Here is an 18,828-nt window from a genome sequence, read left to right as displayed (position 1 = left end):
TTAGTTCATTTTCGTTTCGATAGAAGTGAATGTTTTTTTGGATATTCTTCTTAAAACAAAATCTTTTTGATAGTTACATTGTCGTATTCTGTAATTATCTTTAATAATAATGTTTGATTACTTTTTTGTTCATTTAAACCAAATTCATTCGTATTAACAGACAGGTATTGATTTACTTTTCTTCCTAACATATCAAAAACTTGAATTTCTTTGATTTGTTCGTTTCCTGATCGAACAATAATTTTATCATTTGTAATAACTTTTATAGCAAAACTTTCTATCTGATCAATTCCTAGTGTTTCATCTTGATATAGCAATTCAAATCGTTCGTTATAAACGCCGGTATTGGCAGTGAATGAATAGGGGTTTGCCGATAAATCATGTACTGTATTTAATACTTTATCTCTTAAATAAACAGTTTGTTCGTTTGAAAATAGTCCATCAACAGCCGCAATTGCGATTGTATAAATACCATCATTATTTACTTTAAAACCAAGTGGCACAACATCATTTGAGTCAAACGGCATTGGTCTTCCTTGAATACTGGTTTTTTCGTTTTCAATTAGAGAATATAAAATCATTGCATTACCTGCTTTAGTGTAGGCATCATACATTCGGTCTTTTTCATAGGTTGCACCTTCAACATATCCTATCAATGTTCTGCTCATTGTACCGTTTTGAGCAACTAAATCTAACCAAATTCTATTATGTTCATTCTCCGATTGCGTTTGGTTTGAATGTCTATAAAATTGAGCATTGTTATTTCTAACTCGCATTGAGTTTGTAAAGTTAGCAGTAGATGTTGTTGCAGCTCCGTCGTTCATAATTACAAAGAAACTTTGTCCGGCAGGAATAAATCCGTCATAGGTATCAGGACCACTTAAAGTTCCTGTTCCATTATGAATGATATAATCTGCTGAAGTATAATTATAAGCAAAACTACTGTAAAAAGGATTTGGAGTTGAATTAGTTGGTAACGTTCCATGTGTCCACACCCGAATCGAACCCTCTAAATTTGGATTTGCTGCCATAAAATCTGTATAACGAATGGCTGATGGATATGGATTACCAATAAGGTTAAAATTATCATCCATATTTGTAATTGTTACACCGTTGGTTCCGGCATAATCTGCTCCGGTATAACTACCTCTTGCGATAGGAATGCTAATATTTCCGTTGTTTGGCACGCCCATAAAGTTTGCAGTAAATTGTTGGATAGTTGTATCAAAATTATTTGGACCACGAATAATATACCCTTTACCTGGAATCATGTTTTCATTGGCAGCAGACCATGTTCCTAATCCACCATTGGTGTTAGCAATAGTAGTGTTCCAGAAATACCTTAATGACGCTGGAGTTCCCGGAGAAACAGCACTTATATGGAAAGACGATACCGGCGTTGACCAATATACATAGTCTAATTTTCTGATGAATGCGTTTCTTTTATAAGTAATGTTACCGATATTGACAATGTCATTAATCTGAACAAGATTTGCATTGTTTTCAATTTCAAAACCAGCATTTGACTCTACTATAATTCGGTCTGTAATTGTTAAACTGTTATCTTCTGCAATTCTTAGAATGGCATTGTTTCTTACTTCAAGATTATATCCGTATCCATTATAATTATATCCAGAAATTATCGGGTTATTTGATGAAGGATATACTATAATACAGTCTTCACTAGTTGGCACGCCATTTGGTGTCCAGTTTGCAGCAGTGTGCCAATTTGTATTAGTAGAACCATTCCATGTTTTTGGTCTTCTCAATTGAAAAGTTCTTACTCCGTAACAATCTTTAACCGTGTTGTAAACCCTTGAATAAATGGTTTGTGGATTTGAAATTCCTCCGTAGTTGGTTGGGTTTGTTATTGGGTTTGTATTATTGTTGGCATCAGCTAATGTAGTGAAATAAGTAACGGTATAAGTTGGAGCTGGATAATTAGACAATAATATTGCCGAGTTTGATGTTAAGTCAAAAGTACTAACAAAATCACATTGTCTCAAATGTGGTGGAGCTTGTGGGATAATTTGTGGAAAAATCTCTACAATAACACTAGCTTCATTAAAACAATCTGCATTGTTTTTTAAGGCAACTTTTACTGTGTAAGTACCCATTTGACTAACTGTGTAACTTGCTTGAGTGGCTCCAGAAATTAATACATTGTTTCTATACCATTCAAAATTGAAAGCATTTGGGTCTAAAGCTGTGTCTAAAACTTCTGTTTCGCCAAAACATATGGCAGTATTGTTTTGTGTTAATAAGTCATCTCCCATAGAAATACTTCCAATGCTAAAACTGTTTCCTTTTATAAATACTGCCGAATCATACAAAGCATCTGCTCTGTCTGCAATAGCTAATTTAATATGGTATTGTTGTCCTGGAATTACAGATCCAATAGCAGTTAAAGGAATAGTTGTTCCTCTAAAGTTTACGGGAGCTAAATTTGGATTGTTAAAATAATAATTTCCAAATAGCGAGGCGTTTACTGAACCACAACCATTATTGAATAAATTATTTCTAATAGTTACAACAGAAATTGGAGTTGTAGTGCTTGGAATAACGGCTATGTTTGTAGTTACTCCAGTGGAAATGTTGGTTAATAAAAATACAAAAGTATCTGAGTAATCGCATTGATATTCACCATATTCATTTGATGCAAATATGAAATCAAAACTAATTGTGTCTTGAAAAGGAGTAAAGTCAAACTCAAGAACACTAGCATTATAAGAAGTTTGCGGAGAACCTGAAACAGAAGACATCAACGTTTGAACATTGGCATCCCCTAACCATCCATTACCTCCACTTGAGTTTCTTGCTTCTTCAATAGGACCATTTGTAAAAAGAGCATTTCCTGTAGATAATAACACACCATTATCAAATGGAAAGTTAGAATTGTTTTTTTGAAAGTAACCTATTCCGTTTACATCATTATAATTTGTTCCGGTTCTCCATGAAATGTTTGAAATATTTACACAACTGTTTTCAAACATAACTTCTCTTACTAATTGTGGAACAGTATGCTGGTTTGTTGAGGCGGTTACATGACCAGGAGTTGTGATACAGATATTAAAAATTCCTTGGCCTGATCCATTTGCATTACTATAAACTCTTACAAAATAAGTGTTTCCAATAGTTAGATTATTGATGTAACTACTTTCAGGATTATTTCCGTTGGTTGAGTTTCTACACAATAAACTTGTTAATGAGCCACAATTTCCGCTATATACCTGAAATACTACATCAGACATCCCGTTAGGTGTAACTGTGATTAAGTGATAGATAGAGGAGGCAACAAAACTAAACCAAACATCATCATCTGCAGTACCACTACATCCAGATAAAGATTGTGTTCCACCTGTTGAATTTCCATTGGTTGATGTCAAACAATTTTCATCGCTGTTAACGGGTACATTAATTGCATTAGCACAATCATCATTGTTTGGATTTGCTATTGTAGTTACACAAATTGAAAACGTTCCTTGACCAGATCCGCTGGCTTGACTGTAAACTCTAACAAAATAGGTATTGCCTACAGTCAGTCCGGTTAGAGTTGCTACTTCATCGTTATTATTGCTGTTAGCATTTCTACAAACAACACTTGTTAGAGAGCCACAAGTTCCACTATAAACCTGTAAAACAGGGTTTAGCATTGTTCCGGCAGAAACGGTTACAAAGTGAAAAGTTGATGTTGCCACAAAACTATACCAAACATCATCATCTGCTGTTCCGTTACACCCTGTTAATGATTGAGTACCACCAACTGTTGTTCCTGTTGTAGTTGTACTGCAATTTGTGTCTGTATTAACAGTTAAGCTTATTGCATCAGAACAATTATCATTTGGCGGATTTGGAATTGTAGTTACACAAATAGAAAACGTTCCTTGACCAGTTCCATTAGCTTGACTGTGAACTCTAACAAAATAGGTGTCACCCACAGTTAAACCTGTTAATGTTGCCACTTCGTCATTATTATTACTATTAGCATTTCTACAATCAATACTTGTTAAAGAGCCACAATTTCCACGAAAAACTTGCAAAACGGGGTTTAGCATTGTATCTGCAGAAACGGTTACAAAGTGAAAAGTTGAGGTAGCTACAAAACTATACCAAACATCATCATCTGCTGTTCCGCTACAGCCGGTTTGAGATTGAGTACCACCAACAGTTGTTCCTGTTGTAGTTGTACTGCAATTTGTGCCTGGATTAACATTTAAGCTTATTGCATCAGAACAATTATCATTTGGCGGATTTGGAATTGTAGTTACGCAAATAGAAAAAGTTCCTTGACCAGTTCCATTAGCTTGACTATGAACTCTAACAAAATAGGTGTCGCCCACAGTTAAACCTGTTAATGTTGCTACTTCATCATTATTGTTACTGTTAGCATTTCTACAAACAACACTTGTTAAAGAACCACAATTTCCTCTAAAAACTTGTAAAACTGGGTTTAACATTGTTCCGGCAGAAACGGTAACAAAGTGAAAAGTTGAAGTTGCCACAAAGCTATACCAAACATCATCATCTGCTGTTCCATTACACCCGGTTTGTGATTGAGTTCCTCCTACAGTTGTTCCTGTTGTTGTTGTGCTACAATTTGTGTCCGGATTAATTACTAAGTTTATAGCATTGGCACAATCATCATTAGAAGGGCCTAGTTCTGAAGTTAATGATATGTTGTCTATAGCTGCCGGTGGTTGCGTTCCAGAATTTGCATTATTTATCCATTCCAATACTAAACGAAATGTTTGACCTCCATAAGTAGTTGGTAAAGTTATTGCTTCATAAGTCCAAGAAGCTTGATTCGCAAAATCACCCAGTAATATTCTTCCAGTAGGAGCAGAGCCTATTGTGGTTATAGCTGTTCCATAAGAGGGATTGTATGAGGTTGGTGTAAGCCAAACTCTTAACATGTCATTTGACGTTTGTCCTCGTCCAATCCAATCAAAACTCAATTCTATTATTGTGTTTCCCGAAGGAATAGTTACATCTCGATAAAGATGCGTTCTTCTAGTAGCATTGATAGTATAATTGTGTGGAGGAGGGGTAGCACCATTATTGTTTGTTATATAAGCACATCTAGTGCCTGAAAAACCCGCAGTTGCACCCGTACTACAAACCCATTGGTTTTGAGTAGAAGATCCTGTGGTTGCTGTCCAACCATTTGCTGCAAATGTAGATCCGCTTTCAAATCCACCATTTGTAGCCGGATTAATATGAACCGTTTGTGATGTTGAATATTGACCTATAATTAGGAATAATATCAGTAGCATCTTAGATAAAAGTTTCAGACCTAGATTTTCTTTTTTTATGCTATTAATTAGTATAGAATATTTTTTCATGACTTATTAATTTAATTGAATTTGACTTTCTTAATTTTTGACAGAGCAAATATATTACAAACCCGATAAAGTGTATAAAAAAATCGATGAAATACACAAAAGCATATTTTTTATAAGAAAAATAGCATTTAAATGTTAATTTTTTATGCATTTCGTCGATTGTATATAGATGCTTTTTTAACATTTTTACACTTATTTTTGTAATTTGTTTAAAAAAATTGCTTGCGAAAAATGTTTTAATTGAAAAAATTGTTAAATTTGACTTTTAAGTTTTTAATTATGAGAAGATTAATTCAGTTTTTTTTCGTTATGGTTTTTGGGTTCTTCGGACTTCAATCTCAAGCACAATTGTTCGTAAGCTCCGGTAGTTTTTTGTATGTAAATGACCAATATGTCACTGTTACCCAAGATGTAAATTTGGCAAGCACTGGTAATATATATTTAAGAAATGAAAGTCAATTACTTCAAAAGACAACAGGAAGTTCTGCCAATACTGGATTAGGTACTTTATCTGCTTTCCAAGAAGGTACATCAAATAATTTTGGTTATAACTATTGGTGTTCACCCGTAGGAGAACCATCGGCAATTGTTGGAAATTCTAATTTTGGAATTTCTTTATTGAAAAGACCAACCGGATTAACAACTTTTGGAGGTGAAGCAATTACCACCGGATTAAATGGCTCAAGCACGAATACAGCACTTAACATCTCAAGTCGTTGGATTTACACGTTAACAACCGCAAATCAATATTCTAGTTGGAATTATATTGCTGCGGCTACTTCAATTGGAGCAGGTCAAGGTTTTACTATGAAAGGCGTGAGCGGTTCAGATAACACCACCGTTTTAGGCGTGCAAAACAATCCAGGAAACAACCAACGGTATGATTTTAGAGGAAAACCAAATGATGGAAATATAAATATTCCGGTAGGAAATGCAATAGCTGGAGGTACTTCTTACACCGAAAGTACTTTGACAGGGAATCCATATCCATCTGCAATTAATTTGAACTTGTTTTTGTTAGAAAATAGTGGTTATTCTGTTGACTATGTATCTGGAAGTACAACCTTCGTAGGCTCACCAATCATAAACGGAATTGCCTATTTCTGGGAACATCAAAAACCGGCTACTTCACACGTTTTGACTGATTATGTTGGAGGTTATGCAACCTATGTGCCTAATGGAGCAACTGCATTTTCGCCAGGAACATACACTAGTGCTCCATGGAATTCCTATAATGGGGATGGATCTCCAAATACATCAGCTGGTAATTCAGGAATAAATTATCGCAGAATGTTTTCACCTGTTGGTCAAGGATTTATTGTCAAAGGAGAAGAAGAAACTGGAACTGCAGTAATGAGAAATCGTTACCGAGTTTTCAATAAAGAAGGTGTTGCCGAAAATTCTCAATTTGAACGAAATGCGTCTAATTATGAAACAAATTCAGATTCAGATACAAATTGGCATGACATCCCAAATTTAACAGGTACAGATTATACGCAATTTTCTAAATTGCAAGTACCTCAAATTAGAATTCAAACCATTTTGAATAATCAATTTACTAGAGAAGTAGTTTTGGCATTCAATCCAAATGCAAATGATGGTTTTGATATAGCTTTTGATGCTCCGGCACAAGGAAGCAACTTGCCAACAGATGTTTATTTTCCTATAACTAATGACAATCAATTTGTAATTTCAACTTTACCATTTGATATTAACAAAAGAATACCATTTGCACTAAAAGCTGTTAATCAATCAACATTTAGAGTGTATGTGGGTGAGATCATCAACTTTGAAGGAGCAGAAAATGTTTTCCTTTTTGATAAAGAAACAAACATCTATCACGATATCAAAAATAGTTTTGTAGATATAACTTTGCCAGCGGGAGGAACAACAACAGATCGTTTTGAAGTTACTTTCTTAGATGAAACATTAGGAAATGAAACCATCAAAAGTGAGCAGTTTATGATTGTTCAAAACAATGAAAATGAGTTGCTTTCAATCAGAAATCCAAACTTAGTTGATTTAAAATCAGCAACATTATTTGATATTACTGGTAAATTAATTTTTACAAAAGATAAATTAGGTGCTCAAGAAATTTATTCATTCCCAACAATTGGATTGAGTGATAGTATTTATATAGTAAAATTAATTACAGCAGACAATCAAGAAATCAGTAAGAAAGTTTCTATTTTTAAAGTGAATTAACGATAATTAAAATAGTAATTAGAGACAGTTCAAACGAGCTGTCTTTTTTATTTATTAGCATTTCAATACCTTTGCAATTGTATGATAATTGATGTTTTTAATCAGAAAATAACCGAATTTAGCAATGATGTTTCACTTTATATCAAAAGAGAAGATTTGATTCATCCGTTTATTTCAGGAAATAAATATCGAAAACTAAAGTATAATTTGATTAAAGCAAAAGAAGAAGGTCAAACAACCTTGTTAACTTTTGGGGGAGCTTTTTCAAATCATATTGCAGCTGTTGCATTTGCCGGAAAAGAATATGGTTTTAAAACAATTGGCGTAATTCGAGGTGAGGAACTTTCTTCAAAAATAAATGAAAACCCTACGCTATTATTTGCACAAGAAAACGGGATGCAATTTTATTTTGAAACAAGAGAAAATTACAGAAATAAAGATTCAGAAAATTATATAAACAACCTAAAATCACTATTTGGAAACTTTTATCTTATTCCGGAAGGTGGCACAAATAAGTTAGCTATTCAAGGTTGTGAAGAGATTTTAACAGCAGAAGACAGTACGTTTGACTATATTTGTTGCTCAGTTGGAACCGGCGGAACAATTTCAGGCTTAATAAATGCTAGTTCAGCACATCAAAAAGTGATTGGTTTTCCAGCTTTAAATGGAGGTTTTTTAAAGGATGAAATTTCTAAATTCGCCAACAATAAAAATTGGGAATTGATAGAAGATTATACTTTTGGAGGTTATGCAAAAACATCAAATGAATTGATTGAATTTATAAATTCGTTTCATTACCGTACTAAAATACCGCTTGATCCCGTTTATACAGGAAAAATGATGTTTGGAATTGATGATTTGATTAAGAAAAATTATTTCCCGAGAGGCTCAAAAATCCTAGCTATTCACACTGGCGGATTGCAAGGAATTAGTGGAATGAATATGAAATTAGAAAATAAAAAATTACAAAAAATTAAGTTCGATGGTTAAAAAAATGCTGTTCATTTTCGGTTTGTTGTTATTGGTATCTTGTTCAAGTTCTAAGCCGGTTGTGCGAACTACAAAAAAAAGTACTCCTGTTACCCGAACCACAAAGAAACCGGTTGCAAAGACAACTACAATAAATAAGTCAAATCAAAAAACATCACACGATTCAGCCAAGCCTGCTACAGAGGTTTTAGAAGCTACGTCCAATGTAAAAGTCACAACAGAACTGGTGCTAAAATATATTGATGATTTTAAAGATATTGCCAAGGACAACATGCATCAACACGGAATTCCCGCCAGTATAACCTTAGCTCAAGGGATATTGGAGTCAGGAGTTGGTCAAGGTTCTTTAAGTAAACGAGCAAATAATCATTTCGGTATAAAATGTCATAAAGAATGGACAGGGCCAAGCGTTCGCCATGACGATGATTCAGCACAAGAATGCTTTAGAAAATATGACGATCCCGCAGATTCATATCGCGACCACTCTTTATTTCTAACTACCAGAAGTCGTTATGCATCGCTTTTTGATTTACCAAAAGATGATTACAAAGCTTGGGCAAAGGGACTTCGAGCAGCGGGTTATGCAACCGATACAAAATATCCGGATAAACTAATCAGTTTGATTGAACGTTATCAGTTACATCAATATGATACGGAAGTGTTAGGAAGATTCCCAAAATCTTCAAAACAAGTGGTTTCATCAGGTAAACAATCGGAAAGAGAATATGTTGTTACCAAAGGAGATACGTTGTATTCACTTTCAAAAAAATTCAATGTAACCATAGACGAAATTAAACGCAAGAATAACATGAAATCAGATTCACTTTCTGTAGGTCAAGTTATTTATCTAAAATAATTCAAAAAAATCACCAATGCAATACCAAAGAAGCAGCAAGTTATTTGCTGAAGCTGAAAAAGTAATTCCGGGTGGAGTGAATTCTCCCGTCAGAGCTTTCAAAGGAGTGGGAGGAACACCTATTTTTGTAAAAAGTGCCAAAGGAGCTTATTTATTTGATGAAGACGGTAATAAACTCATCGATTACATTAATTCGTGGGGACCAATGATTCTTGGTCACGCTCATGAACCTGTAATCAATGCAATAACCGAAAGGGCAAAACTAGGAACATCCTTTGGAATGCCAACCGAGTTGGAAACAAAAATTGCTGAATTAGCTGTTTCTATGGTGCCAGATATCGATAAAATTCGTTTTGTAAATTCGGGTACAGAAGCGTGTATGAGTGCTATTCGTCTCGCTCGCGGATATACTAAAAGAGACAAAATCATCAAATTTGCCGGTTGCTATCATGGTCATTCCGATTCTTTTTTAATTCAGGCCGGAAGTGGTGCAAGTACATTTGGTATTCCAAATAGTCCTGGTGTAACACAAGGAACTGCAAAAGATACCTTGTTAGCTCAATACAATAATTTGGATAACGTTAGGGAATTATTTGAAAACAACAAAAATGAGATAGCGGCTATAATTATTGAACCGGTTGCCGGTAACATGGGATGTATTCCTCCTCAAAACGGCTTTTTAGAAGGTTTAAGAAGCTTGTGTAATGAAAATGGCACATTATTCATATTTGATGAAGTAATGACCGGATTCAGACTCGCTAAAGGCGGAGCTCAAGAATTATATGGAATTAGAGCAGATATTGTTTGTTTTGGAAAAGTAATTGGTGGTGGATTACCAGTTGGTGCATTTGCAGCAAGAAATGAAATCATGAACTTTTTGGCTCCTTTAGGGCCGGTTTATCAAGCCGGAACTTTATCTGGAAATCCGCTAGCTATGGCTGCTGGTTTAGCTATGCTTACTGAGCTTAATGCCGATTCCGGTATTTTCAAGAGATTAGATAAAAAGACTGCTTATTTAGAAGATGGAATTCGCAAAGTTTTATCTCAAAACAATATTGTTTTTACTATAAACAGAGTTGGTTCTATGATTTCTGTTCATTTTAATGAAATAGGAGTAATTGATTTTGAAACTGCTAAAGGTGGTGATAATGAAATGTTTAAAAAATTCTTTCATGGATTGTTAAACGAAGGAATTTATATCGCTCCATCCGCTTATGAAACATGGTTTATTACCGATGCTTTAACTTATCAAGATTTAGATTTCACCATTGAGGCAATTAATAAAGTTTGTAAAAATTCATTATAAAAAAAATCCCGGTTAGACCGGGATTTTTTTATTGTTTTCTGTGCTTTAAGTTTGTTAACTTATTATACAGTTCCTTATTTTCTGAAAGTTTCTTTGTTTGTTCTTCCGTTAAACCACTAAGGAATTTTTTTCCAAATCGATTATAAATAGTAGCTTTCTCTTCGTCGGATTTAGCATTGCTTAATGCTTCATTTCTCATGTTAAACAAAGTTAAGAAATCATTTTTTTGCTCTGGAGATAATTCAACAACAGAAGAAAGTTCTCTTAATTCACCATAAGCCATTTCCTTACTGTTTGCTTCTTTGGATTTAGTTTCAGATTCCAATTTTAAACTTGATTGAGCATTTGCTGAAAAACCAAAAGCAATCATTAATACGACTATAGAAACAATTTTTTCATGATAAAGTTAATTAATTTGATTAGTTAATAGGCGAATATAAACCAAAATGCCTAATTAACAAAATATTATCTTGAAATTTATTTGCGTTCTTTCTGATTTTTGCCCTTTGAACCTTTTCTATCATGCATTTTTCCTTTTCTTTCCGATTTTTTTGCTTCCCATTTTGCAAACTGTTCTGGAGTAAGAATTTTTTTCATTTCAGCTTTATGAGCGATTTGTTGATCTAGCATTTGGTTTTTCATTGCAAACTTTTCGTCCTTTGTCAATGTTTTTCCAGCTTCTTTGTTCTTCTTCCATTCCGCTTTTTTAGCTTCTCTTTTCTTTGCATTTTCTAACACCATTTTTTTGATTTCTGCTTGTTGATTTGCATTTAAATCTAATTCAAGTGACATTTTTTTTACACGGAGTTCAGCTTGTTGTTCCGGTGAAAGGCTTTCTCTTTTTTCCATTTTAGCTTTTCTGTCTCCTTTTTGAACTTCTTTCTCTTGTGCGAATGTCATTAATCCAAACAACATTACTACGGTTACAATTACATTTTTCATTTTATTACTTTTTTAATGATTTTAGAAGTAAGACCTTATCGTTTTCAAAAGGTTTAATGATTAAGATATTTTTAACGTATTAAAATTTTAGCAAAACAAAAATCCCGACACATTGGTCGGGATTAAATTATGTATTTTAAATTGACTTATCCTTTCAATTCAACGGTTTTAGCATCTCCGTCGACATTTACTTTTACTAAATTGTGTTTCGCTAAACCTTTCATAGCAGCATCCCATTTTTTTCCGCTTAAAGCAGTTTTTTCTTTTAATTCGGACAAAGCAATGTTGTTCGATAATTTTAAAATTTCGATAATTACTTTTTCATCGTCGGTCAATTCAACCTGCTTTTTCTCCGGTCGCATTTGTGGGAAGAAAAGTACTTCTTGAATAGATTGATTATTGGTCAAAAACATAATTAATCGATCCATTCCGATTCCTAAACCGGATGTGGGTGGCATTCCGTACTCTAAGGCTCTCAAGAAGTCATTATCAATAAACATTGCTTCATCATCACCACGATCGGCTAATTTTAATTGAGCTTCAAAACGTTCGCGTTGGTCAATTGGGTCATTTAATTCGGAATAAGCATTCGCAACTTCTTTACCACAAACCATTAATTCAAAACGCTCTGTAAGTTCTGGATTTGTTCGGTGTTCTTTGCAAAGCGGACTCATTTCTTTTGGATAATCGGTGATGAAAGTGGGTTGAATAAAATTCCCTTCGCATTTAGCTCCGAAAATTTCATCAATTAGTTTTCCTTTGCCCATCGTTTCATCAACAGGAATTCCCATTTTTAAAGCGGCGGTTCTGATTTCTTCTTCTGATTTTCCTGAAATATCGAATCCGGTAAATTGAATGATGGCATCGGTCATCGTAACGCGTGCGTAAGGAGCTTTGAAATTGATTGTATGTTCGCCAAACGTTGCATTGGTTGTTCCGTTGACGTGTGTGGCACAATATTCTAATAGATTTTCGGTGAATTCCATCATCCAGTTGTAGTCTTTGTAGGCTACGTAAATTTCCATTGCGGTAAATTCAGGATTGTGAGTTCTGTCCATTCCTTCGTTTCGGAAGTTTTTGGAGAATTCATAAACACCGTCAAATCCACCAACAATAAGCCTTTTGAGGTATAATTCGTTGGCAATTCGCATATATAATGGAATGTCTAAACTGTTGTGGTGCGTCATAAACGGACGAGCAGCTGCTCCGCCGGGAATGGATTGTAAAATGGGTGTTTCAACTTCAAAGTAACCTTTGTCGTTAAAAAAAGTTCGCATCGCGTTGAAAAGTTTTGTTCGTTTTACGAAAACCTCTTTTACGTGCGGATTTACCACTAAATCGACGTATCGCATACGGTAACGCAACTCAGCATCGTTAAATGCGTCGTGAACGATTCCGTCTTCGTCTGTTTTTGGTAATGGTAATGGTCGTAATGTTTTGCTTAAAAAAGTGAATTTATCTACACGAACACATTGTGCTCCTACTTTTGTGGTGAATAATTCGCCTTCGATGCCAACAAAATCGCCTAAATCGGTCAGTTTTTTGAAAACTTGATTGTATAAGGTTTTGTCTTCGTCAGGACAAAGTACGTCACGATTCAAATAAAGTTGAATTCGTCCGTCGCTGTCTTGCAATTCGGCGAAACACGCTTTTCCTTGGTCACGAACGCTCATAATTCTCCCTGCAATGGTTACTTTTTTACCTTCTTCATACTTTTCCTTTATTTGTTTGGAAGTATGATTTACAGGGTAAAGGTCTGCCGGATAAGGATTTATCCCCATTTGGCGTAAAGTGTCCAGTTTTTCGCGACGAATTATTTCTTGTTCCGAAAGTTGCATAGCATCGATTTTTTAAGCGTGCAAAGATAGGGAATTTTTGGATTGTTTGATTGGTGGATTTTTAGATTTTTAGATTTTTGGATTGTTTGATTGTTTGATTGTTGGAATGGATTAGTTTTGGAATGGATTAGTTTTGTAATGGGATTTTTATATGAATGGCTTTTTAGCCCCGATTGAGCCGATAGCCCCGCCGCAGCGGGCTAAAGGCGAAAGCGGGAATATTGATGGCTGAAAAAGCCCGAGCCTTTCGCTTCTAAAAAAATGAATTATATATATTAAGGTATAAGTTGTATTTTTGTATTTTATTTTACGATTATGAATAAAGTTGTTTTGGTTGAGGATTTGGGATCGAAAGATTATAAGGAAACGTGGGATTTTCAGGAGGAATTATTTAAGGATGTGGTGGATTTGAAAATTCGGAATAGGCGAGAGGAGGCAAATTTGGAAACGCCGAATTATTTTTTGTTTGTGGAGCATCCGCATGTGTATACGTTGGGGAAGAGTGGCGATTTGAGTAATTTGCTTTTGAGTGAAAAACAGTTGGCGGATAAAGGTGCGACTTTTTATAAAATAAATCGCGGGGGAGATATCACGTATCATGGACCGGGACAGATTGTGGGTTATCCGATTTTGGATTTGGAAAATTTTTTTACTGATATTCATAAGTATTTGCGTTTGCTGGAAGAAACGATTATTTTGACTTTGGCAGAATATGGTTTGAAGACGGAACGCAGTCCGGGAGAAACCGGAGTTTGGTTGGATGTAGGAACGCCATTTGCGAGAAAAATTTGTGCGATGGGAGTTCGTGCTTCGCGTTGGGTGACGATGCATGGTTTTGCGTTGAATGTGAATGCGGATTTGGGTTATTTTGATAATATTATTCCGTGTGGTATTCGTGGTAAGGCTGTAACTTCTTTACAAGTGGAGTTAGGTGTGGAAAAAGTGGATGAGGAAGAGGTAAAATCAAAAATTTTAAAACATTTTGAGGAACTTTTTGAATGTGAACTTAAATCTGCTGTTTTGCAAGGTTTTTCTAATGGAACACGGATTGAACAGATATAACAGATTCTCGCAAATTCTTTAATTTGGATTCGCTTTGCTTAAGGTGGATTTTAGCGGATGAATTTTTTTTTTAATTGGTAGTTTTTTTAGAACACAGATTCTAAAAATCAGAAAAATTTTGAAAATATATTTTTTATCCAAAAATCTAAAAATCTAAAAATCTAAAAATCGAATAATCCAAAAATCTAAAAATCGAATAATCGAACAATCTAAAAATCTAATTTCAATTGTTCCGGCAACAACCGAAAACTCATTCGGTGGTATTTAGTTGTGCCGTATTTTGCAATAGCTTCCCGATGTTCTTTGGTTGGGTAGCCTTTGTTTTTTTTCCAGTTATACATTGGGAATTCTTCATGAATTTTATTCATATAATCATCTCGGTAGGTTTTTGCTAAAACAGATGCAGCAGCAATGCTCATGAATTTGCTGTCTCCTTTGATAATGCAAGTATACGGAATGTCATTTAGCGGTTTGAAACGGTTTCCATCTACAATAATATATTCGGGTGTAGGATTTAACTTCATAATGCTTTGTTGCATGGCTTGGATGGATGCGTTGAGAATATTTATTTTGTCAATAATAATTGGTTCCAAGTGAGTATAGCTAAAAGAAATTGCTTGTTCTTCAATGATAGGTCTGAGTATTTCTCGCGTTTTTTCAGAAAGTTGTTTAGAGTCGTTAAGTAATGGAAGCGAAAAGTTTTCGGGAAGAATAACTGCTGCTGCGGTTACGGGGCCTGCTAGGCAACCACGTCCGGCTTCGTCGGTGCCGGATTCCGAGAGAAAATTAGAGAATCTAAAATTTAACATAAATATAATTTAAAAAAAACGTTAAAGTGTACGCAACCATTTTAGTAATCGAGCATCTAACTATTAGTTTTAGAGCAATTTCTTTAATCCGTTTGAATTTTTAACAAAAATAAAAAATATTATTCCGAAGTAATATTTGTTTATTTAAGAAATTATTAAGAAGTTTGCGGAATAACTAACTCAAATAAATTTAATATGAGATCGAAATTTAAATGGATTTTTACGCTTTTTGTAGCGTTAACAATGCAGTTTTCTTTTGCTCAGGAGAAAACTATCACAGGTACAGTGACTGAAAGTGGCTTACCTCTTCCTGGTGCAACAGTTCTTGTGAAAGGAACTGCAAAGGGTACTTCAACTGATTTTGATGGGAAGTATTCTATTCAAGCTAAAGCAGGTGAGGTTTTGGAATTTTCGTATGTAGGTATGAAAACCCAGAATGTAACTGTTGGGGCTTCTAACACTGTTAGTGTTGCTTTAGAGAATGACAATGCTTTAGATGAGGTCGTTGTTATTGGATATGGTACTACTACCAAAGAAGCTTATACAGGTTCTGCAACAAAAGTTAAGGCAGAAAATATCGCTGCAAAAACAGTTTCTAACGTTTCTCAGGCTCTAAGAGGTGAGGTTGCAGGGGTAACTGTAATTCAAGGATCTGGTCAACCTGGGTCTGATGCAACGGTACGTATTCGTGGTTTTGGTTCTATCAACGGAAATAGAAATCCGCTTTATGTAGTTGATGGTGTTCCTTATTCAAGTGATATTAGTGCTATTAATCCAGCAGATATTGCTAACATGACAGTTTTAAAAGATGCTGCTGCAACTTCTGTTTATGGATCTAGAGGAGCGAATGGTGTTATTTTGATTACAACTAAAACTGGTAAATCAGGAAAATCTGTTATTTCTGCTGAATTTAGAAGTAGTATTAATACTTTTTTCTTGCCACAATATGATGTAGTAAAATCACCGGAAGAATACACCGAGTTGTCTTGGGAATCTGTTTATAATGCGGGAGTGATCAATAATAATGTTGATCCTGTTGCTTATGCAAACAATAATTTATTTGGCGGTGGCGGTATTAATCCAATATTTAATATTTGGAATGCTCCAGGATCACAATTGATTAATCCTGAAACCGGTAAATTTAATTCAGGTATTTCAAGAAGATATACGCCTGAAGATTGGGCAGATTACGCTTTTAGAACTGGTTTTAGACAAGAAGCGAATGTTCAATTTAGTGGAGGAACAGAAAAAACTAAATATGCTACCTCTTTTGGTTATGTAAAGGATGAAGGAGCTGCTATCAATTCTGATTATACTCGTTATTCAACAAGGATTAATTTAGAGCATAAGCCTACTGATTGGTTAAAAATAGGGGCAAATATGGCTTATTCTGGTTCTAGATACACGCAAAATGGGCAGACTGCAGATACAGGAAGTGTTTTTCTTATGGCAACGGCACCTCCAATTTATTCCATTTTCTTGAGAGATGAAGATGGAAATACAGTTATCAATCCTAATACAGGGGCTCCTTTCTATGATTATGGAAATACTACGCAACGAAGATTTTCTAGTTTAACAAATGGTATTTCTGATGCTACTTATGACTTGAATAGAGATTATGCTCACACCTTAACTGGTAATTTTTCTTTCGATGTTAATATAACAAAGAATTTAGTATTTGAAACCCGTTATGGAGGTCAACTTGAAAATTGGGATTACATCAGAATGGATAATGTAACCGCAATTTCTGGAAATCCTGGACGTCAGTTAGGTTATTTATTTAGAGGAGATCGCGAAGAGACTAATCAGAACTTTTTGAAACTTTTACGTTATACTAAAACTTTTGGAAATCACGGTTTTGAAGTATTTGCTGCACATGAGTCCACAGAGTGGAAAAGAACTCAAATTTCCGCAGCTAAACAAAATGCTATTATTTTTGGTTCAACTGATTTGGATCAATATACTCAAGCTGTTGGTAAAGCATCTTCTTACACGCAAGGTTATACTTTAGAAAGTTATTTTGGTCAATTGAGCTATAACTATGCTCAAAAGTATTTTCTATCTGCCTCTGTTAGACGTGATGGTTCTTCTCGTTTTAAAGATGATAAATGGGGAACGTTTGGTTCAGTAGGTTTGGGTTGGATTGCTTCTAAAGAAAGTTTTTTAGAAAATGTTAAATTTAATGATTTCTTGAAACTTAAGGCTAGTTATGGGGTAATTGGTGATACAGGTAATCGTTTACGTTATGGATGGATTGTTTCTTTTATTGACCAAACTGATGATTATGCTTTTGCAACGAATTCAGAGCTTGCAACTCCAGGTTTAACTTGGGAAACTTCAAGAATTGCTCAGTTGGGATTAGAGAGTACTTGGTTTAACAACAGTTTAGATGTTAACGTAGATTATTATGTTAAAAAGACTGATAATCTTTTCACTAATCAATTTCTTGCTCCATCATATGGTTTTCAAACAGTTTTCTATAACAGTGGAGAGTTAACAAATAGTGGTTTAGAGTTTGACGTAGCTTTGCATTTATTTAAGCCTAAAAATGAAGGAGATTTCATGTTGTCTCTTGGAGTAAATGGAGAAATGTTAAAGAACGAAATTACTAAAATGCCTAATGATTGGATTACTGATTTACCCAAAAATGCTGAGTATCCAAATAATACATTTGCATATACTCAAGGAGCTTCGATATTTGACTTTTACATGCGTGAATGGGCCGGTGTAGATCCTGCAACAGGAGCTCCTTTATGGAATATGTATTATGATGACGTAAATGGAAATGGTGTTTTTGATGCGGGTGATAGAAATATTACGCAGATGGCTACAGAGTTGATTAATTTTCCAAATTCAAACATTCAACAAACAGTTACTAGTACTTATGCAAATGCTACTCAGACATATATTGGAAAATCTGCAATACCTAAAGTTAGAGGTGCTTTCCGTTTAAATGCTGCGTACAAAAACTTTGATTTAACTGCTCAGTTCAGTTATAGTTATGGTGGTTATGCTTACGATGGTTTTTATGCTTTATTAATGAATTCTGAACAAATTGGTAAAGATGGATTTCATACAGATATTAGAGACAGATGGCAACAGCCTGGTGATGTAACAAATGTGCCAAGATTAACGGATAACATTGGTGGAGATCAATTAGGTAATTCTATTTCATCTCGTTTTATTACAAAATCAGACTTTTTGTCTTTAAACAATGTTAAGTTGGGCTATACTTTCCCAAAACGTTTTATTGAGAACTCAGGTATTAATTTCTTAAACATATATTTAGCTTCAGACAATTTAATGATGCTAAGTGCAAGAAAAGGATTTAATCCTTCTACTGCAGAAACAGGTACATCTAATATTTATAGATATAATCCGCTAACAAGTTTTAGCTTTGGTGTAAAAATTGAATTATAAAAAAAAATGATATGAAAAAAGATTTTTAATTTATTCGTTCTTCGCTACCGTAACCATT

The 18,828-nt window shown here is 34.5% G+C and carries 11 protein-coding genes; 6 read left to right on the top strand and 5 right to left on the bottom strand.

Going from position 1 to position 18,828, the window contains the following annotated elements:
• Window positions 1-50 precede the first annotated feature (50 nt).
• On the bottom strand, window positions 51-5,273 hold the full coding sequence (locus M0M57_RS02525) for a choice-of-anchor L domain-containing protein (RefSeq protein WP_248435077.1): 5,223 nt from the start codon (window positions 5,271-5,273) through the stop codon (window positions 51-53).
• Between the two features lie 348 nt (window positions 5,274-5,621).
• On the opposite strand from M0M57_RS02525, the gene M0M57_RS02520 reads away from it, so the two are divergent.
• The 4 genes from M0M57_RS02520 (at window position 5,622) to hemL (ending at window position 10,699) form a co-directional block, all read left to right on the top strand.
• On the top strand, window positions 5,622-7,547 hold the full coding sequence (locus tag M0M57_RS02520; RefSeq protein WP_248435076.1) for a T9SS sorting signal type C domain-containing protein: 1,926 nt from the start codon (window positions 5,622-5,624) through the stop codon (window positions 7,545-7,547).
• 81 nt (window positions 7,548-7,628) lie between these two features.
• Window positions 7,629-8,537 (top strand): 1-aminocyclopropane-1-carboxylate deaminase/D-cysteine desulfhydrase, encoded by a 909-nt coding sequence (locus M0M57_RS02515; RefSeq protein ID WP_248435074.1) that lies wholly within the window; start codon window positions 7,629-7,631, stop codon window positions 8,535-8,537.
• 4 nt (window positions 8,538-8,541) lie between these two features.
• On the top strand, window positions 8,542-9,393 hold the full coding sequence (locus M0M57_RS02510) for a glucosaminidase domain-containing protein (RefSeq protein WP_248435072.1): 852 nt from the start codon (window positions 8,542-8,544) through the stop codon (window positions 9,391-9,393).
• 16 nt (window positions 9,394-9,409) lie between these two features.
• The gene (gene hemL / locus M0M57_RS02505; RefSeq protein ID WP_248435070.1) at window positions 9,410-10,699 is read left to right on the top strand and encodes a glutamate-1-semialdehyde 2,1-aminomutase; all 1,290 of its coding nucleotides are present in this window, start codon (window positions 9,410-9,412) and stop codon (window positions 10,697-10,699) included.
• 28 nt (window positions 10,700-10,727) lie between these two features.
• Here the strand turns inward: hemL and M0M57_RS02500 are convergent, their stop codons facing one another.
• The 3 genes from M0M57_RS02500 to lysS form a co-directional block, all read right to left on the bottom strand.
• Window positions 10,728-11,069, bottom strand: a complete 342-nt coding sequence (locus M0M57_RS02500) for a hypothetical protein (protein ID WP_248435068.1) — start codon at window positions 11,067-11,069, stop codon at window positions 10,728-10,730.
• A gap of 107 nt (window positions 11,070-11,176) precedes the next feature.
• On the bottom strand, window positions 11,177-11,548 hold the full coding sequence (locus tag M0M57_RS02495) for a DUF4890 domain-containing protein (protein WP_248435065.1): 372 nt from the start codon (window positions 11,546-11,548) through the stop codon (window positions 11,177-11,179).
• Between the two features lie 239 nt (window positions 11,549-11,787).
• Window positions 11,788-13,479 carry a lysine--tRNA ligase gene (gene lysS / locus M0M57_RS02490; protein ID WP_248435063.1) on the bottom strand — a complete coding sequence of 564 codons (1,692 nt, stop codon included), beginning with the start codon at window positions 13,477-13,479 and terminating at the stop codon, window positions 11,788-11,790.
• A 315-nt stretch (window positions 13,480-13,794) separates the two neighbouring features.
• Between lysS and lipB the strand changes: the two genes are divergently transcribed.
• On the top strand, window positions 13,795-14,541 hold the full coding sequence (gene lipB / locus M0M57_RS02485; protein WP_248435061.1) for a lipoyl(octanoyl) transferase LipB: 747 nt from the start codon (window positions 13,795-13,797) through the stop codon (window positions 14,539-14,541).
• 209 nt (window positions 14,542-14,750) lie between these two features.
• Here the strand turns inward: lipB and M0M57_RS02480 are convergent, their stop codons facing one another.
• Window positions 14,751-15,350 (bottom strand): ribonuclease HII, encoded by a 600-nt coding sequence (locus M0M57_RS02480; protein ID WP_248435059.1) that lies wholly within the window; start codon window positions 15,348-15,350, stop codon window positions 14,751-14,753.
• A 195-nt stretch (window positions 15,351-15,545) separates the two neighbouring features.
• Between M0M57_RS02480 and M0M57_RS02475 the strand changes: the two genes are divergently transcribed.
• On the top strand, window positions 15,546-18,770 hold the full coding sequence (locus tag M0M57_RS02475; RefSeq protein WP_248435057.1) for a SusC/RagA family TonB-linked outer membrane protein: 3,225 nt from the start codon (window positions 15,546-15,548) through the stop codon (window positions 18,768-18,770).
• Window positions 18,771-18,828: the final 58 nt, after the last annotated feature.

The organism is Flavobacterium azooxidireducens (assembly GCF_023195775.1).
In the GTDB taxonomy this organism is placed as follows: Bacteria; Bacteroidota; Bacteroidia; order Flavobacteriales; family Flavobacteriaceae; genus Flavobacterium; species Flavobacterium azooxidireducens.
Note: the sequence above shows the minus strand (reverse complement) of the source record. Positions and strands in the feature narration are given on the sequence as shown.